This is a genomic window from Corynebacterium glyciniphilum AJ 3170, from assembly GCF_007673095.1.
Taxonomy (GTDB): Bacteria; Actinomycetota; Actinomycetes; order Mycobacteriales; family Mycobacteriaceae; genus Corynebacterium.
This window is the reverse complement of the sequence record NZ_VDYZ01000008.1, coordinates 158094-179743: the sequence shown is the minus strand read 5'-3', so window position 1 is coordinate 179743 and position 21650 is coordinate 158094. Positions and strand designations below refer to the sequence as shown.

Annotated in this window: 19 protein-coding genes; 12 read left to right on the top strand and 7 right to left on the bottom strand. The window is 67.2% G+C overall.

Translation table 11 applies throughout. The features are described from left to right. Positions 1 to 86 precede the first annotated feature (86 nt). The 12 genes from FS507_RS09665 (at position 87) to FS507_RS09610 (ending at position 13837) form a co-directional block, all read left to right on the top strand. The gene (locus tag FS507_RS09665; protein ID WP_145942565.1) at positions 87 to 1400 is read left to right on the top strand and encodes a flavin-containing monooxygenase; all 1314 of its coding nucleotides are present in this window, start codon (positions 87 to 89) and stop codon (positions 1398 to 1400) included. Next, entirely contained in the window at positions 1397 to 1801 is a 405-nt protein-coding gene (locus FS507_RS09660; RefSeq protein ID WP_145942564.1) for a RidA family protein, read from the top strand. Before FS507_RS09665 ends, FS507_RS09660 begins: the two co-directional genes overlap by 4 nt. Continuing rightward, on the top strand, positions 1802 to 2470 hold the full coding sequence (locus tag FS507_RS09655) for a DUF1028 domain-containing protein (protein ID WP_145942563.1): 669 nt from the start codon (positions 1802 to 1804) through the stop codon (positions 2468 to 2470). Beyond that, on the top strand, positions 2463 to 3632 hold the full coding sequence (locus FS507_RS09650) for a M20 family metallopeptidase (RefSeq protein WP_145942562.1): 1170 nt from the start codon (positions 2463 to 2465) through the stop codon (positions 3630 to 3632). Before FS507_RS09655 ends, FS507_RS09650 begins: the two co-directional genes overlap by 8 nt. Positions 3633 to 3692: 60 nt before the next feature. Further along, positions 3693 to 5156 (top strand): lamin tail domain-containing protein, encoded by a 1464-nt coding sequence (locus FS507_RS09645; RefSeq protein ID WP_145942561.1) that lies wholly within the window; start codon positions 3693 to 3695, stop codon positions 5154 to 5156. Between the two features lie 132 nt (positions 5157 to 5288). Beyond that, entirely contained in the window at positions 5289 to 5891 is a 603-nt protein-coding gene (locus tag FS507_RS09640) for a TetR/AcrR family transcriptional regulator (protein WP_145942560.1), read from the top strand. Positions 5892 to 5970: 79 nt separating this feature from the next. Then, positions 5971 to 7143 carry a tyramine oxidase subunit B gene (locus tag FS507_RS09635; RefSeq protein ID WP_145942559.1) on the top strand — a complete coding sequence of 391 codons (1173 nt, stop codon included), beginning with the start codon at positions 5971 to 5973 and terminating at the stop codon, positions 7141 to 7143. Next, complete coding sequence (locus tag FS507_RS09630) at positions 7140 to 8384, top strand: FAD-dependent oxidoreductase (protein ID WP_145942558.1); 1245 nt, start codon at positions 7140 to 7142, stop codon at positions 8382 to 8384. Before FS507_RS09635 ends, FS507_RS09630 begins: the two co-directional genes overlap by 4 nt. 28 nt (positions 8385 to 8412) lie before the next feature. After that, positions 8413 to 9906: an APC family permease gene (locus FS507_RS09625; RefSeq protein ID WP_145942557.1), complete on the top strand. Its 1494-nt coding sequence runs from the start codon at positions 8413 to 8415 to the stop codon at positions 9904 to 9906. 298 nt (positions 9907 to 10204) lie between these two features. Beyond that, positions 10205 to 11392, top strand: a complete 1188-nt coding sequence (locus FS507_RS09620; protein WP_145942556.1) for an aromatic ring-hydroxylating oxygenase subunit alpha — start codon at positions 10205 to 10207, stop codon at positions 11390 to 11392. A gap of 12 nt (positions 11393 to 11404) precedes the next feature. Continuing rightward, positions 11405 to 12361, top strand: coding sequence for a PDR/VanB family oxidoreductase (locus tag FS507_RS09615; protein ID WP_222121407.1), 957 nt, complete (start codon positions 11405 to 11407; stop codon positions 12359 to 12361). Positions 12362 to 12457: 96 nt separating this feature from the next. Further along, on the top strand, positions 12458 to 13837 hold the full coding sequence (locus FS507_RS09610) for an MFS transporter (protein ID WP_145942555.1): 1380 nt from the start codon (positions 12458 to 12460) through the stop codon (positions 13835 to 13837). A gap of 57 nt (positions 13838 to 13894) precedes the next feature. Here FS507_RS09610 and FS507_RS09605 read toward each other — a convergent pair whose 3' ends face one another. From FS507_RS09605 to FS507_RS09575, 7 genes are all read right to left on the bottom strand, one after another. Further along, entirely contained in the window at positions 13895 to 15073 is a 1179-nt protein-coding gene (locus tag FS507_RS09605; protein ID WP_260853279.1) for a hypothetical protein, read from the bottom strand. A 59-nt stretch (positions 15074 to 15132) separates the two neighbouring features. Then, positions 15133 to 16137 (bottom strand): FAD-dependent oxidoreductase, encoded by a 1005-nt coding sequence (locus FS507_RS09600; protein ID WP_260853278.1) that lies wholly within the window; start codon positions 16135 to 16137, stop codon positions 15133 to 15135. Positions 16138 to 16249: 112 nt separating this feature from the next. Then, the gene (locus FS507_RS09595; RefSeq protein WP_145942554.1) at positions 16250 to 17653 is read right to left on the bottom strand and encodes an amidohydrolase family protein; all 1404 of its coding nucleotides are present in this window, start codon (positions 17651 to 17653) and stop codon (positions 16250 to 16252) included. Next, positions 17650 to 18222, bottom strand: coding sequence for a pyridoxamine 5'-phosphate oxidase family protein (locus tag FS507_RS09590; protein ID WP_145942553.1), 573 nt, complete (start codon positions 18220 to 18222; stop codon positions 17650 to 17652). Before FS507_RS09590 ends, FS507_RS09595 begins: the two co-directional genes overlap by 4 nt. Then, positions 18219 to 19007, bottom strand: a complete 789-nt coding sequence (locus FS507_RS09585; RefSeq protein WP_145942552.1) for a creatininase family protein — start codon at positions 19005 to 19007, stop codon at positions 18219 to 18221. Before FS507_RS09585 ends, FS507_RS09590 begins: the two co-directional genes overlap by 4 nt. Next, complete coding sequence (locus tag FS507_RS09580) at positions 19004 to 20431, bottom strand: FAD-binding oxidoreductase (RefSeq protein ID WP_145942551.1); 1428 nt, start codon at positions 20429 to 20431, stop codon at positions 19004 to 19006. Before FS507_RS09580 ends, FS507_RS09585 begins: the two co-directional genes overlap by 4 nt. After that, on the bottom strand, positions 20428 to 21636 hold the full coding sequence (locus FS507_RS09575; RefSeq protein ID WP_145942550.1) for an ABC transporter substrate-binding protein: 1209 nt from the start codon (positions 21634 to 21636) through the stop codon (positions 20428 to 20430). The genes FS507_RS09580 and FS507_RS09575 overlap by 4 nt, the downstream gene beginning before the upstream one ends. Between the last annotated feature and the right edge of the window lie 14 nt (positions 21637 to 21650).

Genomic DNA, 21650 nt, shown 5'->3' with positions numbered 1-21650 from the left:
AAAGTTATTGTAAATCACTCTGGATGATGTGGAATATCATTAAAGCATGGTTGCTATATTCCGGGTGCCTGCGGACACTAAATTCCATGACAGTCACCGAAACCATCGACGTCGTCGTTATCGGTGCCGGCCAGTCCGGCATCGCGACAAGTGAGCACCTCACTGCTGCGGGCATCCCACACATTGTGCTGGAACGTGACCGGATCGCCGAGAAATGGCGCACCGGGCGCTGGGATTCGCTCTGCGCGAACGGCCCCGCCTGGCACGACCGGTTCCCGAACCTCACCTTCGAGGAGTCCGTCCCGTCCGGTGCCGAGCCGGTCGACGGCGAAGCCTTCGCCCACCATGACCGCGTCGCGCAGTACTTTGAGGACTACGCTGCGAAGATCGGCTCGCCGGTCCGGACCGGGGTGGACGTCATCTCGGTGACCAAGCGCGAGGGGAAGAACGGCTACCTCGTCACCTGCGCCGACGGTGCGACCATCGCTGCCGACCACGTCGTCTCCGCGACGGGGCCTTTCCAGGTCCCGGTGATCCCTCCGGTGATCTCACAGGACGTCGCCGACACCTGCGGTATCACCCAGATCCACTCCGCGGACTACGACAACCCGCAGGACCTCCCGGACGGCGGCGTGCTCGTCGTCGGTGCCGGGTCGTCCGGCCTGCAGATCGCCGTGGAACTGAACAGGGCGGGTCGGGACGTCACTCTCGCCGTCGGTGCCCACGACCGTCCACCGCGCCGCTACCGGGGGCGCGACAACGTCTGGTGGCTCGGTGTCCTCGGCAAATGGGACATGGCCGCCCCGCCGGTCGGTGCCGAACATGTCACCATCGCCGTCACCGGTGCCGATGGCGGCTACACCGTCGACTTCCGTGACCTCGCCGCCGACGGCATCCACCTCGTCGGACGTGCGGAGACGTGCGACGCCGACGGCACCCTGCACTTCCGCAACGACCTCGGCGACCATATCCACGCCGGCGACCGGAACCTGCTCGGCCTCTTCGCCGAGGCGGATGCCTACATCGAGGCCAACGGGCTCGACCTGCCGGAGGAACCTGAGGCCTGGGTCCTCGGGCCCGACCCGGAGGACGTCACCGACCCGGTGCTCAGCCTCGACCTGGCGTCGTCCGGCATCCGTACCGTGGTCTGGGCCACCGGTTACGGCGTCGACTACTCCTGGCTGAACGTCGACGGCGTCACCGACGACCGGGGGCGTCCCGTCCACCAGCGCGGGGTGAGCCCCGCCAACGGCGTGTACTTTGTCGGCCTGCCCTGGTTGTCGCGCCGCGGCTCCAGTTTCATCTGGGGTTGTTGGCACGACGCGAAGTACGTCGTCGACGAGATCATGATCCAGCGCGGCTATGCCGCCTACACCCCCGATAAGGAGACCGCCCGATGAAGCACACCCGCATCCGCCCGTTCAACACGAGGGACACTTACCCGGAGCAGAACCTGGACAACGACCTGTGCCAGGCCGTCGTCGCCAGGGGAGTTGTCTACCTGCGCGGACAGATCGGCCAGGACCTCGACACCCGTGAGAGCGTGGGCATCGGCGACGTCGAGGCGCAGGCGGAGAAGGCGATGGCCAATATCGCCATGCTCATGGACGAGGCCGGCGGCAGCCTCGAGGACATCGTCAAGGTCACCGTGTACCTCACCGACATCCGCTTCCGGGAGACGGTCTACCGGGTGATGGGACGCTGGCTGAAGGGAGTCCACCCGGTCTCCACCGGCCTGGTGGTGGACGCCCTGGCGCGCCCCGAGTGGCTCGTCGAGATCGACGCGACGGCGGTGCTGTAGATGACCTTCTCCATCATCGCCCGGGACGCCGACGGCGCCCTCGGCATGGCCGTGTCCTCGTCCTCCCCGGCCGTCGCCGCCAGGTGTCTGCACCTGCGGGGCGGCGTCGGCGTGGTCGCCTCGCAGAACATCACCGATCCGCGGTTCGGGGCCTACCTGCTCGACCGGCTCGCCGACGGCCTGAGCCCCACGGACGCCGTGGCACGCCTGCGTGAGGACGACGACACCCTCGACTACCGCCAGATCAGCGTCCTCGCCCCCACCGGCATCGGCACCGTCCACTCCGGGCAGTACACACTGGGGACGTACGCCTCGTCCGTCGGCACCGACGCCGTTGCCGCCGGAAACATGCTCGCCGGCACCGGTGTACCCGACACCATGCTCGCCGAATTCGGCGATACTGACGGTGACCTGGAGACCCGGCTGCTCGCCGCCATGCAGGCCGGCCTGCGCGCCGGGGGAGAGGCCGGGCCAGTGCACTCCGCGGGACTCGCCGTCGTCCGCGACGCCGGTTGGGCCGAGAGCGACCTGCGCGTCGACTGGTCGGAGGACCCGCTCGGCGACCTGGCGTCACTGCTGGAGACCTGGCTGCCGCAGCGGGACGATTACGTCATCCGCGGCAAGGACCCGGCGTCCTCACCGTCCTACGGGGTGCCCGGCGATGAGTGAGGAGCTGAAAGTTGCGCTGAAGGGCCGCCTGAAAGACGCCGTCGCAGCGACACAGCCCGACCTGGTGGCGTTGTCCGAATGGTTGCACGCACACCCGGAAACCGCCTGGCAGGAGCACGCCTCGGCGGCACGGTGCGCGTCCTTCCTGCGCGACCGTGGCTTCGAGGTGACGGAGAACTTCGTTGACCTGGAGACGTCCTTCCACGCCACCTACGGCAGCGGGGCGTTCCGCCTCGCGCTGATGGCGGAGTACGACGCGCTGCCGAACATCGGGCATGCCTGCGGACACAACCTCATCGCTGCGATGTCCCTCGGTGCCGCCGTCGCCCTGGCCCCGGTAGCCGATGAACTCGGCGTTACCGTGGAGGTCTTCGGCACCCCGGCCGAGGAGGGCGGCGGCGGCAAGATCGAGATGCTCGACCGCGGAGCCTTCGATGGCCTCGACTTCGCGATGATGGTGCACCCCGCGCCGGTGGACGTGGTCCGCGCCCGCCCCTTCGCCGTCGAGCACTGGGAGGTCACCTACACCGGGCAGGCGGCGCATGCGGCGTCCTACCCGACGGAAGGAGTCAACGCCGCCGACGCCTTCACGGTCGCCGAAGTCGGCATCGCCCTGTTGCGGCAGCAGCTGCCGTCTAGTGTGCGGGTGCACGGCATCGTGACCCACGGTGGCGACGCCCCCAACGCGATCCCCGGACGGACTCGCGGCCGGTGGTACGTGCGTGCCAATGACATGCAGCAGCTCAAGGAGACCGGCGATAAGGTCAAACGCTGCTTCGAGGCCGGGGCTCTGGCCACTGGGTGCGAGGTCGAGATTCGTGATGAGTCCAAGCCCTACTCTGACTTTCGCACTGCCGACCGTGCCCTGCGGTTCTACGAGACCAATGCTCTAGCCCTCGGCCGGGAACTACACCGCGAAGGCGACGGACCGGAGGCGCAGATGTGCCGGGCATCGACGGACATGGCGAACGTGTCCTGGGCCGTGCCCGCGATCCACCCGTACATCGGTGTGGGCTCCTACCCCGTGCTGAATCACCAGGCGCCGTTCGCCGACGCGTGCGTGGGACCGGTCGCCGAACGGACCCTGTCCGACGGCGCGGTCGGACTGGCGTGGACCGCGGTGGACGTGGTGGGTGCTGTGGGCACTTTCGGTGCGGACTGACACCTTCCGTTCAGTTGCCGGTCATCTGTCGTCCGCCGGGGCCGCCTATCGTGCGGAGACGTGAAGCATCTCCATAAAACCGTTGCCGCAACCGCCCTGGCCGCTGTGACCGCCCTGCCCTTGGTCATGACTGCCGTGCCCGTCGCCGTAGCCGCGCCGGTGACAGCTGCAGACGCAGTCGTCATCAACGAAGTCGAGTCCAACGGTGACCCGGAGGGGGACTGGGTCGAACTCGCCAACACCGACCCGAACAACTCCGTCGACATCTCCGGCTGGGGCATCATCGACGACGATGGTTCCCACGACCGTGTCATCTTCCCTGAAGGCACCGAGATCGAGTCCGGCGGCTACCTTGCGGTCTACACCGAACCGTCTTTCGGTCTCGGCAGCAACGACTCCGTGACCCTCTCCGATGCTGGCGGCACCGTCGTCGCCGAGACCAACTGGTCCGGACATGCCGCTACGACCTGGGGACGCGTCCCCGACATGACCGGTGACTTCACTGTCACCGGCGAACCCACCCGCGGCGTGCGCAACGTCGAGGAAGGAGCGAACCCAGGCAGCCCCGGCGATCCAGCCGATGCCTGGCCTTACGACCCGCAGGACATCAGCGCCGTCGCTCTCACCGACGACCACGGCGGTGACCTCGTCAGCGACTTCGCCGAGGAGGATATGTCCGGCGTCGACTTCGGACCGGACGGCAGAGCCTACATCGTCAACAACGACGAGGGCACCCTCTACGTCCTCTCTCCGCAGGACGGCAACAGTTACCACGTCGACAGTCGCCACCAGCTGCGTTATGTCGACGGCACCGGTCTTCCCGACGCCGAGGGCGTGACCGTCGGCCCCGACGGCGCGGTCTTCGTCGCTACCGAGCGGGACAACAGCAGCAAGGACACCTCCCGACCTTCCGTCCTACGCTTCGAGCTCGGGGACGCCGAGGATGCTGGCGCGACCGATGGCGAGTTGAACGCCACGGACGAATGGAATCTCGCCGAGTTCACCGGCGAGATCGGCGCCAACGGTGGTCTGGAATCCATCGCCTGGACTTCCGGTGCCGACCGCCCCGCACTCTTCGCCATTGGAGTCGAAGAGACCGGCGACGTCCTCTTCGTCGACCTCTCGGGTTCCGACGCCGAGCTCGTACAGCGATATGACTCACCGTTCGAGGGGATCATGGCCAGCGACTATGCCGCCAGCACCGGTGAACTGACCATCCTGTGCGACGAGGCCTGCGACGGTGCGTCCCAGGTCCTCGTCGCCGACGAGGATGACTTCGGCCCCGCCGGCGAGAGCATCCATGCACGCCCTGAGAGCATGGGCAACCTGGCGAACGAAGGCTACGCCCGCCACGTCGACTTCGATGGCACCGAGCGGTTCCTCTGGGCCGACGACGGAGCCACCGACGGAGTCGGCCTACGCGGCGCGGTGCGTCCTGCCGACGGTGGCTCCGGCGAGGCGCCGGGGGACGAGCCGGCCGGTTCGTTCGGAAGCCTCGGCTCGCTGAGCTCCTCGGCGTCCTGACGTCCATGATCACTGCTACGGGAGAATCCCTGCGAATTCTAGTTCGGCCGGCGTTCTGAGCTCCGGATTTCTGTGTATTTCCTCCCGTCGAACGGCCGCCGGCCCGCGCATGACCAATTATCATCGGCAGACATGCCACGACGCGTAGACCACGACAGACGTCGCCAGGAGATCATCGGCTCCGTGTGGCTGCTCATCGCCGACGAAGGTCTCGACGCCGTCACCACCCGCCGCATCGCCGAGGCCACCGGATTCTCCAACGGCCTGCTGCGCTACTACTTCCCGGGCAAGGACGCCGTGGTCACCGCGGCCTTCGAGTACGTCTACGCCGCGACGAACGAGCGGGCCCGCAGCGGCGGGCACCCGCGCGGGCGTGTCGGCCTGGACCGTCTCGCTGAAGAGATCCTGCCCCTGGACGACGTCCGACGTGCCGAGGCGCGCGTCGTCACCGCGTTCTGGCAGCGCGCGGTCACCCGGCAGGACGAGGCGGAGATCTTCGCCGAGCGTATGTCCCAGTGGCACGATTACTTCCTCAATCGTCTCGACGAAGCGGCGCAGGGCGGTGACCTGTGGGACGATACCGTCAGCGATGAGGCGAAGAGCGCCGTTGTCGATGAACTGCTCACGATGCTCACCGGTGCTCAGGTCTGGGCCGCGCTGAATCAGGACCAAGCCGCCCCGGAGCGGCTTCGTGCGCAGCTGACCTCCTTCGGTAACCGGGTTTTTACCTCCTGAACCCTGTTTTTCTCCACGCGTACAAAACAGTCACGGCACGGCAACGGTCGTGAAACACCCGGCCGGTTGCATAGGGACCATGACAACCACCGTCCCAGCACCTGCCGTCACCGCTCCGTCCAGCCCGCACCTTGACACCCTCTACCTCAGTGAACCGGACATGGTCGCCGCCGGGGTGAAGGACATGCCCGCCTGCGTCGACACCATGGAGGAGATGTTCTCTCTCCTCGGCGTCGGCGACTACCGGATGGGCGGAGCCAACAACAACTCCCACGGCTCCATGGTCCTGTTCCCTGACGAGTCCCCGCACGAACGGATGCCGAAGAACGGCCCGGACCGTCGTTTCATGGCCATGCCCGCCTACCTCGGCGGACAGTTCCACACCGCCGGCGTGAAGTGGTACGGCTCGAACACGGAGAACCGCGCCTCCGGCCTGCCCCGTTCCATCCACACCTTCGTCCTCAGCGACGCCGACACCGGTGCTCCACTGGCCATCATGAACGGCAACCTGTTGTCGTCCTACCGCACCGGAGCGGTGTCCGGCGTCGGCGCGAGGCACCTCGCCACGCCCGGCGCCACCGTCGCCGCCGTCGTCGGGCCGGGTGTGATGGGCAAGACCGCACTCGAGGCCTTCGCCGCCGGTGTGCCCACCCTGGACACCGTGAAGATCAAGGGCCGCAGCCAGGCCGGGATCGACAGCTTCATCGCCTGGGTCAGGGAGACCCTGCCACAGTTCACCACCATCAAGGTCGTCGACACCGCCGAGGACGCCGTCCGCGACTCCGAGGTCATCGCCTACACCACCACCGCCCCCATCGGCTCGGGGAACTACCCGGTGCTTGAGCCGTCCTGGCTGTCGCCGGGCGCGTTCGTCTCGATCCCGTCCTGCGTGAACATCTCCGACGAGTGGCTCGCCTCGGACTCCGCGCGCCTCGTCCTCGACAACCGCAGCCTCTACGAGTGCTGGCACGAGGAGTTCGGTGACGACGCCTTCGAGACCGTCGGCATCATCGGCAACAAGTTCCTCGCCCTGGAGAAGAACGGCAGGGTCCCGGACGGGAGCGTCGTCGACATCGCCGACGTCATCAACGGCGACACGGTGGGACGCCGGTCCGACGACGACATCGTCGTCTACTCGGTCGGCGGCATGCCCGTCGAGGACGTCGCCTGGGCCACCACGCTCTACCGCCGCGCGCTGGACGAGGGCATCGGCACCAGCCTGCCGGTATGGGACGCCCCGGAGCTGGCATGAGTGACCACTACGATTACGTCGTCGTCGGGTGCGGCTCCATCGGCTCGATGGCCCTGTGGCAGCTCACCGAACGCGCCCCGGGCGCCCGCATCCTCGGCATCGAACGCTTCGGCCGCATCCACACCAAGGGCTCCTATTCGGGAGAGTCCCGACTGTTCCGGGTGGCGCTCAAGGAGGGCGGCATCTACATCCCGATGGTGCAGCGCGCCCGCGAGATGTGGCTCGAACTTAACGAACGCACCGGACGCGACGTGTTCCTGCCCATCGGTGCCGTCAGCGTCGCCCCCGCGGACTTCCCGACCATGGAACAGACCATGGAGATCATCCGGAACCACGGGCTCGACCACGAGGTCCTCGACGCCGCGGAACTCGCCGAACGCTACCCGGCCTTCGCCGCGCCGGCCCCCGGGGCGCCTCCGGACATCGCCATCGTCGACCCGGACGGCGGCGGGATCCGTCCCGAACTCGCCGTGGCCCTGTCCCAGCAGCTCGCCATCGACGCGGGCGCGGAACTGCGTGACAACACCCGCGTGCTCGCGATTGAGCCGGGGGAGGGGCCCGAGGGTAGCACCGTGATCCGCTGCGTGGGACCGGGCGGGGCAACGACGGTCACAGCAGACAAGGTGATCGTCGCCAACGGGTCCTGGGCATCCGACCTGTACCCCGAGCTCTCCGACCACATCAACGTGCAGGCGATTCCACTGACCTGGTATCTGCCCCTGCAGATCACCGACTTCCTGCCCGAGAGCCTCCCGATCTTCATGCGCGACATCGTCACCTCCACCGGCGAGGTCTGGCACTGCTACGGTGCGCCGAGTCTCGACGGCTACAGCGTGAAGATTTCCCACGGTGACTTTGCCGGTGGTGCGGCCACACCTGATGGCATCGAGGTACTGCGCACCGGCGTCCTGCCAGAGCTTCTCACGAGCATTTTCGCCGAACGCAGCTCGGCGTTCTTCGAGGGCATGCTGGACGACCCGGTGCGGCTGACCCTTCACCACGACGGTTTCACCACCGACCACGCTCCGATCCTCGGCCCCGCCCCGGGAAGCGACGGCGCAGTGACCTTCGCAACCGGCATGAGCGGCAACGGCATGAAGTTCGCCCCGGTGTACGGGCGGATCGCCGCTGACCTGGCCGTCGACGGTTTCTCGCCGTTGCGTCCCCGCACCTTCGACTACCCCACCACACCGCGAGCGGCGAAAGACCCCAGCCGCGGGGTCACCGCGCTCATGTCCTGACCAGCCCACGTCCTGAAAGGACACCACCATGTCCCACCCGACCAGCACCCTGGCACCCGACGGCACCGACGCGCCGGGCATCGGGACGAAACTCTCGGGCGGCTCCCTGACCACGACGTCCATCGTCTTCATGGTCATCGCCGCTGCAGCCCCGTTGACCGTCATCGGCGGTGCCCTGCCGATCGGCATGGCAGCCGGCAACGGCCCCGGATTCCCGACGATGTACGCCGTCGGCGCGGCGATCCTCGTCCTGTTCTCAGTCGGGCTGACCACGATGTCGAGGTACATCGACGAGCCCGGTGCCTTCTATTCCTACGTGGAGACCGCGTTCGGACGGCGTCTCGGCATGGGTACCGCCTACCTCGCGTTGCTGACCTACACCGCCATCCAGTTCGCGGTGTACGGATTCCTTGGCCAGCAGCTCACCCTGCTCCTCGCGCCGATCGTCGACATCCCGTGGTGGGTGTTCAGCATCGCTGTCGCCGCGGTCGTCGGCTACCTGGGCTACCGCAGCATCGAACTGAGTTCCAAGGCACTCGGCATCCTGCTCATCGCCGAAATCGCCATCGTCGTGCTCATCGACGTGGTCGTCGTGGGTCGCGGCGGTGCCGAAGGCCAGGGTCTCAATGTCGATCCGTTCCTGCCGGAGAACATCTTCTCCGGGGCGATGGGGGTCGGGCTGATGATGGCTATGGCCGGGTTCATCGGCTTCGAGTCCACCACCGTGTTCCGCTCCGAAGCCCGCAACCCGGACCGCACCATCCCGCGGGCGACCTACATCTCCGTCGCGGTGATCGGTATCTTCTACACCGTCTCCGGCTGGGCCGTCGTCCAGGCATGGGGTACGGACAACGTGCTGGCCGAAGCTACGGCGAACCCGGACGAGATGATCGCCACCACTGCTGTGAACTACCTCGGAAGCTGGGCCGGACCGGTCGTGCATGTCCTGCTGCTGACCAGCCTGTTCGCCTGTGTCCTGTCTTTTCACAACGTGCTCACCCGATATCAGCACGCCATCTCCCACAAGCGTGGCCTGCCGCGGCGGCTGCGTGCGGTGCACCTGACCTATCGCTCACCACACATGTCGTCGATCGTGCAGACCGTCACCGTATTCGTGCTCACCATCGTGTGCGCTCTGGTGGGGCTCGACCCGGTCGCCGAGATCTTCACCTGGTTCTCCGGGCTGGCGACGTTCACCATCATCATCCTGATGCTGCTGGTCTCCGTCGCGGTGCTGTCTTACTTCCGTTCGACGCCGGCGCTGCCGGTGGGGGTGTGGAAGCGGACTGTTGCGCCGGTGCTGGCGTTCCTCGGCTTGGCGACGGCGCTGTATTTCATCGCCACGAACCTGACGATGCTCGTCGGTGGCAATGAGGTGGTGGCCCTGCTGCTGGCGTTGTCTGCCCCGGTGGCGTTCGTGACCGGGGTGGTGTGTTCGACCTTCGTCCCGGAGTTCGACGATGACGTCATCATCCGGGCAATGGAGGATCGAGAGAAGAGGATGGGGCGGACGACTGGCTGACTCGGTCTGAGGGACCCGCCACGATACCGTCTCCTCCGACGTCATCTGAGCCACGAGGGCGATCATGTCCCTCCGGCCGGACCCCCGTCGGCCGGACTTTTACCGCACCGTCACCGAAGCGAAACACGGGCCCACCAGACTGGCTCCCATGATCTTCTCCTCTACGACCCAGACGCTCTCGGGTCTCCCTGCATCGCAGGGGCACCTCGCCGGGTGGACGCGTGGACAGATCGCGCATGGTGACCGCCGGGGCTGACCACCCCTGAGCACCGCACGTACGAGAAGAGGAACACCAGTCATGACCACCACCGCACCGACCTTCCAGCCCGATGTCTCCCGCGTCATCGATGCGCCCGCCCGCCCGTCCCACGATCACCGCACGCCCCGGAACCCGAACGCCGGGCGTCCCGCCCCGACCTCCGCCGACCTCCCGCTCCCGCGCAAGCTCACCTTCGATCCGGACGACTGGCAGATCATCGCCCGTTTCTGGCATCCGGTCGCCTACAGTTCCGAGGTCACGGAAGGCCCTCTCGGCGTCACCCTCCTGGACAAACCACTGGTCGTCTACCGGGTGGACGGTGAGGTCACTGCCGCCGACAACCTCTGTACCCACCGCGGCATGATGCTCAGCCTCGGCGAGGATCAGCACGACGGCAAAGGTATCAAGTGCCCGTACCACGGCCTGCGTTTCGGCACGGGTGGCCGGTGCACCGAGATCCCGGCCCACCCCTCCAGCCGCATCCCGAACCGCATGCACCTGCCGGCCTACGGTGCCGTCGAACGCTACGGCCTGGTGTGGGCGAACCTTGCGGCGAACCCCGGTGACGTCCCCGGCGTCGACACCGACTCCGACATTCCACCCGTCCCGCACTGGGACGAGGACGGCTACCAGCAGATCAACTGCCCCGGCATCGACGTCGCCGCCTTCGCAGGACGCCAGGTCGAGGGATTCCTCGACGTCGCCCACTTCGCCTTCGTCCACAACCGGTCCTTCGCCCTCGCCGACCAGCCGGAGGTGCCGGACTACACCCCGCAGGTCACCGCGGACGGTTTCGAGACCGAGTACTGGTCGACCATGCCGAATATCCCGCACGACGCCTCCGACGAGGTGAAGGCCGCTGTGCCCGACGGGTTCCGGTGGTTGCGTCACTTCCGCCTGCACGTCCCCTTCACCGCCACCCTCGACGTCCACTTCCCGGACGGTAAGCACCTGGCGATGATGAACACGGCCTGCCCGGTCTCCGCCACACAGACCCGCCTGTTCGACGCCCGTGTGCGCAACTTCGACACCGACCAGCCTGTGCAGGACGTCTACGACTTCAACCTGCAGGTCTTCGAGGAGGACCGGGCGATGGTTGAGGCACAGAAGCCGGAGAACCTTCCGCTCGACCCGTCGTTGGAGGTCCACATCCCGGCCGACCGCTCGTCCATCGCCTACCGTCGAGCGCTGCGCGGGCTGGGCCTGTCGCAGTTCTTCACGGCGTAAGGGGACGGACAGATGACCCTTGCGACCGTCCATTCCATGACACGGGCAGGACGCGACGTCCTGCTCATCGAGCTGCATCCCACGCAGGACGGCGCCTTCCCGTCGGCGACGGCCGGAGCACACATTGACCTGCACCTCGGACCCGTGATCCGCCAGTATTCGTTGCTCGGTGACCCCCGTGACACAGCTCGTTGGCTCATCGCCGTCAAACGCGAGGACGACGGACGCGGCGGCTCGGACGTGATCCACACCCAGCTCCGCGTCGGGCACACCGTCGAGATCACCGGCCCCCGCAACCACTTCGAACTGCAGCATCCCACTGGCGGAACAGGTCGCACCATCCTGCTCGCCGGTGGAATCGGGGTCACTCCGCTGATCGCGATGGCGGAACAGTGCGCCGCCACCGGTCGGGAATTCACCCTGCACTGCTACACCTCCGACGCCGACGGGCTGCCGTTACGCGACCATCTGCTCGCCCGTCCGTGGTCGCCGAACATCGTCGAGCACCTCAGCAACGATGGAGAATCGTTGCGCACCACCGAGGCCTTGCCGCATTCGTACTCGGACGGGGACGACCTCTACATCTGCGGGCCTGCCGGATTCATCAGCCGCGCCCTCGAGCTCGCCGAGAGCGGGCGGTGGCCCGCCGACGTCGTCCACGTCGAACGCTTCGCACCCACCGAACAACCTGACCTCACCGGCGACGCCTTCACCGTCACCGTCGCCTCGACCGGGGCGTCCTACGCGGTCGCCGAGGACGACACCATCGCCGAGGTGCTCGCCGCCCACGGCGTGGCGGTGGAGCTGTCGTGCGAACAGGGGATCTGCGGCGCCTGCCTCACCGGTGTCGTCGACGGGGTGCCCGATCACCGCGATGAGGTGCAGTCACCGGCCGAGCACGCGGCGAACACCCGGGTGGCCCTGTGCTGCTCCCGGTCGAGGACCGCCAACCTCACCCTCGCCCTCTGATACTTGCCCTCTGGTCCTTCGCGGGGACGGTTCCGTCGGTTACGGTTGTAGGTCCCCGTCGGCTCTCTCCGCCGCACCGACAGACAGGCCGGACCCGTGAACGCACCGTCGCCGACCCCCGCCGTGCCCACCGTCCCGCCGGACGGCTTCCGCATCTTCCTCAACGTCCTCGTCAACACCGCCGTCGCGAACATCACGACCAGTTTCCTGTGGTTCGCCCTGACCTTCTGGATCTACGCCGAGACACGCAACGTCATCGCCACCGGTGTCGTCGGAGCGTCCTACATGCTGTTCGTCTCCGTGTTCAGCATGCTCTTCGGCACCCTCGTCGACCGCTTCCGCAAGAAGGACGTGATGGTGTGGGCCACCCTGACCGCACTGACGGTGGTCCTCCTGGACATCGTGTTCTTCTTCATCGTCGGCGAGGGACGGATAGCCGACCTCGGAACACCGTGGTTCTGGGTGTTCGCCGTCGTCCTGCTCGCCGGGGCCGTCGTTGAACAACTCCGCAACATCGCCCTGTCCACCACTGTCACACTGCTGGTCGCCGAGGAACGGCGGGCCAACGCCAACGGCCTCGTCGGCACCGTCCAGGGCATGGCGATGCTGGTCACCAGTGTCTTCAGCGGCCTCTCCGTCGGTTTCCTCGGCATGGGCTCGACACTGCTCATCGGGGTGACCGTCATGGTACTGACCCTGCTGCACCTGGTCACGGTGCGCATCCCAGAGCACGAGGTCCTGCAGTCGGACGACGCGACGGGGTGGGTCGACATCCGTGGCGGCTGGCTCGCCGTGATCGCCGTCCCCGGGCTCCTCGCGCTAGTCCTGTTCACCACGCTCAACAATCTCTTCGGTGGTGTGCAGATGGCGCTGATGGACCCGTACGGCATCGACCTCTTCGGCGTCCAGGGGTGGGGGATCTGGTTCGCCGTGGCCTCTACCGGGCTGTTTGTGGGCGGTGGTGTCATCGCGAAGTGGGGTTTGGGACGCAACCCGATCCGTACCATGCTGCTCTTCGCCGGTGGGATCGGTGTGGTCGGTGCCCTGATGACGCTGCGCGAATGGGGATGGTTGTTCGTCGTCGGCATCTGGCTGATGATGGCGTTCATCCCCGCCGTCGAGGCGGCGGAACAGACGGTCATCCAGAAGGTCGTGCCCTACGGGAAACAAGGCAGGGTGTTCGGCTTCGCCATGACTTTCGAGGCCGCCACCGCCCCGGTAACCGCCCTGTTGGTTGCGCCGCTGGCCGAGTGGTGGGTGATCCCGCACCTGGATACTGAGCAGGGCACCCGGCAGTGGGAATGGCTGCTGGGGACGGGCGACTCCCGGGGCATCGCACTGATTCTCATCGCCGCCGGGGTCTTCTGTGTGGTGCTGGCGGTGGCGGCGATGTGCACGCCGCAGTACCGGAGGTTGTCGCGGATCTACGTCGGTTCCACGGATACTGCTGACTCCACCAGCGGGGACGTGGCTTAGGACATCTGAGTCACCGCACAGAACGAATCTGATCTCACGATCGTTCTGCGCGGTGACTCAGATATCGGGGTTCGGCAGAAGAGGAGGATCCGCGCGATCAACGGCGCGCTCCACCGCCTCGTCGACATCCTCCATCATCTGAGGTATGTCCGAAAGAAGCCGCGCGTCAATCCGCGCGAACTCCCATCGCAACGCCTGCAGCCGGTGAACTTGCTCGAAGTCGATGCCTCGCCTCTCTTCAGCACGGTGGTACGCGCCGTCGTAAAACAGAGCGATCTTCAACTCCTCACAGGCCAGATCTGCCACCAGGTGTTTCCATGGTCGACCCTTCGGATCAAGCTGTACGGTGACCTGCGACGCCCAGGAGAAGCCTTCAGGCAGGACGTCACGGGTGTACAGCCGCAGGAGTGTCTCCCGCGGAGACTGTGCTCCGATGTCCGACAACGCCAACAGTTTGTCGATGGTCCTCCGATCGACGTAGTTGCGCGATCCGCGCCGGATGTTCTCAGCGGTGAGCCATGTGCACTGGTAGAAGGCGTCGATGAACTGGATGGAACGAACTTCCCGGTCCGTCAGGCCGGGGACAGGCGGGACGTCCCAGCCGTGCGATCCCTTCAGAATCGAGTGGAGGCACTGGCCTGCGGCGATATCGGCGCTGACGCCCCGGAGGTCCGGGAACTCCGGGTCCGGGCGCACCACCGGAGTCCCTGTACGGTAGCGCCGGAACACCGGCACCCGCGGCGTGGTGGCGGCAACCCAGGAGCGGGCGTCGCCCCGTGGCGAGCCATCGCGCAGCAGTACCACTGGTGCATCGTCGCACCAGAACGGCAGACCGTGGAACGCGGCAGCTGCCCAGAATCCGATGACGCTGCCGACACTGAGCATCCAGTGAGCGCGGGCGCGGGTGACGATGTCCATGCCGAAGCCGCCGCAATCGTCCGGTAGAACGCGGAACTCCTCCGGCATGTCCTCGGTGGCCAGATCAACCACCACTCCACGAGTGAGGTCACGGAACCGTTGCCGGACCGTGGTCTGCGTGGCGCGTCCCGACGCCAGGACCTCCGCCCGACGCTCCGGGACCGGGCGTGGCAGCACCCTGATGGAATGCTCCAGGCCCCGGCCGTCCGGAATCCGCCCCGCACGGCGCGCTGCCGCCAGCCATCGACGCCGGCGCCGTTTCTCCTCACGGAACTCGCGGCGTCGCTGCTCAGTTGCTCTTCCTGTCCCCGTCCCCATCACACCAGTGAAGCCGATAGGACACACCGGCGAAAGGGTGTGGATGAAACTGTGGAGAACTACAGCTCGCCGACGAGTTCCACGACACGCTCGGCGGTGCCCCAGGACAGTGTCACTCCCGCGCCGCCATGCCCGTACGCGGCGATGACCGGCAGGTCGTACCCGTCGACATGCTCGATTCGCACCGTCTCACGTGCCGGACGCAGTCCCGCGCCGTGGCCGATGATCGGCAGCTCCGTGAGCTCGGGGACCAGAGCCTCCGCACGGGACAGGATGGCCTCGGCGGTGGCCTGATCCGGGGTCTCGTCCCACGAGCCTGACTCGGACGTCCCACCGACGACGATCTCGTCCTCGCGGGGGAAGACGTACGTCATGTGCGACGGGTCATCGGAGTCCACGACCCAGTCGGTAAGCAGCGGGCCGTCCTCCCCGCCGTCACCGTTGGCGAAGAGCATCAGCTGCCCACGCACCGGGGTGACAGCGTCATCCCCACCGAGAAGCTCACCGCCGCGTAAACCGCCGGCGATGACGACCGCATCCCTCGTCCCCGTCAGCTCCTCCAGCGAGGCAACCGTGCGCCACTGGAAGGCCACGCCGTTCATCCGGCAGGAATCCATCAGCCAGGCGAGGTACCGCGAGGTCATGATCATCGGCAGGGTGGCCCGCACACCGCCGTCGACCGGCTGGACGGCATCCTCCCCCAGGACATTCACCACCGGCGCGACCCAGGAGCGGTCCGGCGGATCGAGGCGCTCATGCAGGACACCGGTGCGCATCTGCACCGGTGGTACGTCGTCGGTGAAGTCATCGGTGGCGGTGTCGGCGCTGGTGTCACCGAGAGCTGCCAACTCCACGAACCGTCGCAGCGACCGTTCGACGACCTGCTCCGTGCCTGCAGCGTGGTACGGGAACCACAGGGCACCCGCCAGGGCGGACACTGTGTCCCCGGGGCCATGGTCGGCGATGACGGTGACCTCGTGGCCGGTGTCAGCGAGTTCGTGCGCGCAGGACAGGCCGATCACGCCGGCGCCGATGACGGTGATTCGCAAGTGGTTCGATGGCATGGCGACCATTGTTTCATGTGCCTCTCCCCGCGGTGAGCATCTGAGTCACCGCGCAGAACGATCCGGAGCCGTGAACCGTTGTGGGCGGTGACTCAGATGCTGCCGTCCACCTTTACAACGCCGGGGTGAACCCACCGGCTGCGGCGGAGCGGACCATGCCCTCGTCCGCCAGGCGGTTGACCTCCGTGGCGTCGGCACCCGAGAGCGAGGAGGCGGAGGAGTCATACACCACCTCGCCGCCGACGTACACCGTCCTCAGGTGACGCAGCCCGCAGGCCAGTACGTATGTCGCCACCGGGTCCCACACCGGCCCGGTCGCCGGATCGCGGGGATCCACGACCACCAGGTCGGCAAACTTACCGACCTCCAACGAGCCCACCTTGTCATCCACTCCTACGGACCGCGCGGAGCCGAGGGTGTGCAGGTGCAGAACGTCGTCCACGGCCATGATCGATGCATCGGAGTGGACGGCACGCTGGGTGAACAGTCCGGTGCGCATGTTCTCGAAGGGGTCGGAGGTGTCGGTGCAGGACTGGTCGTCCACGCCCATGCCCACGGTCACGCCGCGTCCCAGCAGGGACACGATGTCGGCGACGCCGGAGCCCAGGCGTCCGTTGGACATCGCCTGCCACACCACCGAGGTGCCTGACTCGACCACGCGGTCCACCATGCGTTCGGTGGGGTGGACGAAGTGGCCGAAGGCGAAGTCGCTTCCGAGAACCCCGGCGTCGTCGTACCAGTCGAACTTGGACTGCTGGACGTCGATCTGCTCCGCGGTCTCCACGAAGTGTGCCTGGTTGGTGATGCCCCACTTTTCCATCAGGGTCTTCTCCCGCTCGGCGGTGACGGCGGCGGAGGCCCACTGCACCGCGCCGTAGACCGAGCCGCCGAGGTTCAACGCCGGGTCGATCTCGTCGAGGTGTGTCATCGCCACTCCGAAGGCGTCGAAGGCGTCCTGCTCGGGAAGCTGTTCGTCGTCGACGCGCACCGACGTGACGAAGCGGATGCCGGCATCGGCCACTCCGTCGATCTGCCGGGTCACGAAGTCCGGCTCGTGGACCTTCACGGCCTTCAGGGTGGAGGTCCCGTAGTCGAAGCGGCAGATCACCCGCGATTGGGTGAAGTTGTACACCGAGGTGATGCCGGAGGCGAGGTGGTCCAGGCCACCGGCGCGGGAGAGCCAGTACATGGTCTCCGGGTCGGCGTTGGCGAGCATCGCACTGTTCTGGGTGACCCACTTGTACAGCGGGGAGGAGTGCTCCACGCCGCGCATGCCGCCGGTGTAGATGTGGCTGTGCGCGGAGACGAACCCCGGGGCGAGGAAGGCACCGTCGAGGTCGACGACCGTGGTGTCCGGGGATGACGTCGCGACGGTCTCCGGTGGGGTGCCGTCACCGAGGCCGTCGATGCGTCCGTCTGCACCGACGGACAGCCAGCCGGTGAACCAGCGTGGGGGTGCAGGCTCCGCGCTGACCGGGATGATGACGGCGTTGGTGAACAGGGTGGGGGTGTTCATCCGGGAAGAACCTCCTGGGTCCAGTGAGAATCAGTGGTGGTACGCGTGTACCGCACGCGACGGGACGGCCTGGCGGCGTCTGCGGACCAGAACAGGTACTCGCGCGGGACGACGGCGTACCCGGCCCACGTCTCCGGTGGGCCGGAGTCGGCGAGGTTCGGGTGCTCGTGGGCGAAGGCCTCCCAGAGGCGGCGACGCTCCTCCGCCGGCTTCGCGGCGAGGTCGGCGTCGTTGAGCCAGGCGAGCAGTTGCAGGTAGCGGGAGCGCCGGGCGAAGGCGGTGCATTCGCCGGCCCGGGTGTCGGGGACGACGTCGCCGATGACGGTGACCTGCCATGTCCCTTCCGGAGACAGCACCGTCAGCGAAGCCTTCGGGCACGCTGCGATGTCCCGGACCTTCTGCGACCTGGCGTCGGTGTGGAAACACACGCGGCCGTCCTCGCCGACACCGGACACCATCACTGTGCGCGTCCGTGGGTAGCCGTCCGGGCTGACGGTCGCCAGTGTCATCAGGGTCGGGCCGGACGGCGACTCCTCGAGGTGGTCGAGGAACAGGCGCGACGGTGTCATCGCCGACCTCCTGGGGTGAAGGACGCGATCTCGGGCAGGGCGGCGACGATCTCGTCGACGCGTGTGCGGAACAGCTCCTCGCCGACCTCGGCGGACGCCCCGGTGGGGTCGCCGACCACTCCGGATTCTGACAGGTCGGTGGACAACCATCCGAAGGTCACCGCGCGATCCGGGGCGCCGAAGCCGATGTGTGCGCAGTCGGCGACGGTGTCGGCGACCTGCGGACCCAGGACGTTGGCGGCGGACATGTCCACCAGGTCCGGGGCGATGTGCAGCATCATGGAGGTCTCCGCCCAGCCGGCGTGCACTCCGATGCCGCGTTCGGTCTCCCCGGGCAGGGCAGGGCCGGACATCAGGAAGGTGTGCAGGTCGAAGCGTCGGCGCAGCTCGCGCAGGGCGACGCCCAGCAGGGCGGAGTTGCCGCCGTGGCAGTTGACGAAGAGCAGGCGCCTGGCCGGGGTCGCGGCGATGGAGCGTCCCAGATCCACCACCGTCTGGAAGAAGGTCTCGGGACGCAGCCACATCGTGCCGGGCAGCAGGGCATGCTCGTCGGACTTGGTGTAGGCCAGTGGTGGCAGCAGCCAGACGTCGGTGCCGGAGGCGGCGGCCTGCGTCACTGCCTCGGACGCGACAGCGTCAGCGACGGTCAGGTCGGTCGACACGGGCAGGTGCGGGCCGTGGGGTTCGATCGCCCCGGTCGGCAGCACCAGCACGCTGTCCTCCGAGAGAACGGCGGGGACCTCGGCGGTCGTCAGGTCGGCGAAGCGCCGGGACGCGCTGATCACATCCACCTCCCGGGGTTGAGGATGCCGTGGGGGTCGGAGGTGTCGGCCAGGGCCCGTACACGCTCGGGTTCCAGGTCGATGTACCACTGGTGCGGGGAGTGCACCCCAACCCCCAGGGCGGTGAGTTCCGGAACACCGGTGAGGATACGGTCCTTGAGGTCGTCCACGTTCTCGTTCTGTCCGATTCGGCCGTTGAGCATGCCGAACATCATGTTGTTGCCGACTTCGAGGTGGAACAGGCCACTGCCGTCCGCGGTGGAGAACACCGCCTCGACCTCCTCGAGTCGGTCGACGACCGCATTGCCCTGGCACTCCATGTGGAACCAGCGACCGGGCTGCTTCTTCTGCAGCCACCACGTCGGGTGGTTGTAGGAGATCGTGGAGAGGCGCACGGACTGGGTGATGCCCTCGCGGACATCCTCGACCTGCCCGCCGTAGGACGCGACGATCGCCGTGACGTCCTCTACTTCGTCAGCATCGACGATGCCCCGCAGGCTCGCCCGTCCATGCACGAGGGCGGGGTCGGCGGGCAGGGCGTCAACGATCTCCGCGCCGTCGGCGGACATCAGCCGCGGCTGCAACCGGGCGTCCAGCACTGCGCGGGCGGCGTCGAAGGCGGACCGTGTCGATCCGAAGGACGCGTACACGCACCGCCAGTCCTGCAACGGCTCGACGCGCACGGTGGCGCGCACGATGATCCCGGCGACGCCGTAGGTATGGACGAACGGTTGGGCGTCGTCGTCCTCCAGGTGGATGATCCGGGCGTCCGCGGTGGCGGGGACGATGTCCACGGCGGTGACGAAGCCCTGGTGGTTGCGTCCGTGCACGATGGTGCCGGTGCCGGCGGAGCCGCCGCCGAGGAACCCTCCCAGGGTGGACTGCACGGTGGACGGGTACATCCACAGCTGGTGGTCGTGCTCCCAGGCGTACTGCTCGAGAGCGAGCATCCTCGCCCCGGCGTCGGCGGTGATCGTGCCGGACTCCGCATCCAGTCCGTGGATTCCGGTCAATGAGGTCATGTCGAGCACCAGACCACCGAAACGGGGCAGCACCTGGCCGTAGTTGCCGGTGCCTTTGCCGCGGGTGGTGACCGGTACACCGTGTCGGACGGCGGCGCGCATGATCTCGGGTACCTCGTCGACGCGCCGGGGGTAGCAGACCACGTCCGGGGTACCGATTTCCCCGGCGGCGAGTTGGGCGGACAGGACCGGGCTCATGCCGGAGCCGTCGCGGGATGCCCGGGCGATCGCGCGGGGCAGCTGGCTGACCCCGCGCGGGCCGAGGACAGCGATGAGGTCGTTGACCAGGGCGTCGACGTCGGCTGCGGTGAAGTCGGGACGTCCGTCCTGGGTGGCGGTGGCGAAGACGTGGTCGACGTCGGTCTCGACGCGGACCCCGAGCTGTGGTGTTGTAGATGCGCTCATGAGAGCGAGACGCTCTCGTCGAGGAACTCGTTGGTGGCCAGCTCGTCAGTGGCCACACCGTCCTTCACAGGGGTGTTCTGTTCGTCGAAGATCGGGGTGACGATGTCGAGCACCTCGTTGAGGCGCACCTCGTCGAAGGAACCGAGCACACCGTCGGTGCCGTCGGCGACGAGCTCCTCGTCCAGCATCTGCCGGTGGCCGTACTCCGCGTTGCCGTCGCCGTAGACCCAGCCGGCGTTGAAGTCGGCGACGGCCTCGACGATCAGCTCGTTGGTGGCCGCGGGGTCCTCCATGTAGGACTTCACGCCGCGTTGCAGGACCGGGACCAGTTCGGAGAGGCAGTCGGTCGTCGCGGCGTCTTCCAAGTCGGCTGTCTTCGCAGCGAGGGCGGACTTGTAGGTCGGGAACCCTGCGTCGTGGATGAGCTGGTAGTCCACCGGCTTCATCCAGCCCTGGACCTCGTTCTCGTAGTTGTAGGGCTCGGAGGAGGAGTAGCCCTGCTGGGCGTTGGCGCCGTCGGCGGCGACGAAGGTGGCGGGGGAGCCGTCGTAGCTCTCGTCGATCTGGGACTCGTCGAGGATGCCGGCGCCGGTGAGGTACCTGATGTAGGACATGTTCGAGAAGGTCAGGACGGTTGTGTTCTCACCCTTGAGGTCGGCGATCTCGTGGACGTCCGGGTAGGTCTCGGGGTCCCACATGATCATCTGCGGGCTCTTGTCCAGGGTCGTCATCACGCCGGTGGTGGGCATGCCGTCGGAGTTCTGGATGGACTGGTCGGTGTCGACGTAGCCGAGCAGGATATCCGGGTCCTGGTACATCTGTGAGGTGACGTTCTGGTTCCCGATCGCCGGTCCACCGGAGCGGATCTCCAGATCGACGCCGGTGTAGCCGTTGTCGCCGTCGAAGAGCGGGCCGCTGACGACCTTGCCCTCGGCGTCGATGGTGACCGCGTCACGTCCCTCGCCGCCGTAGTTGAGCTGCTCGTAGAGGTGGCCGTGCTCTGCCTCGGGGAACCAGTCGGTCTGGACGACGACGGTGGACGGGCAGACGGAGGACAGGTCGGTGGTGCCGATGTCACCGTCGTAGTCGGATGCGGCGGACGAGGTGGATGAGGCGCTGCCGTCGCCGCAGGCGGTGAGGGCGAAGGTAGTGACCACGGCGACGGTGCCGGCGGTCACGGTGGAGACGGTACGGGTGGTTTTCATGCGGATTCTCCGGT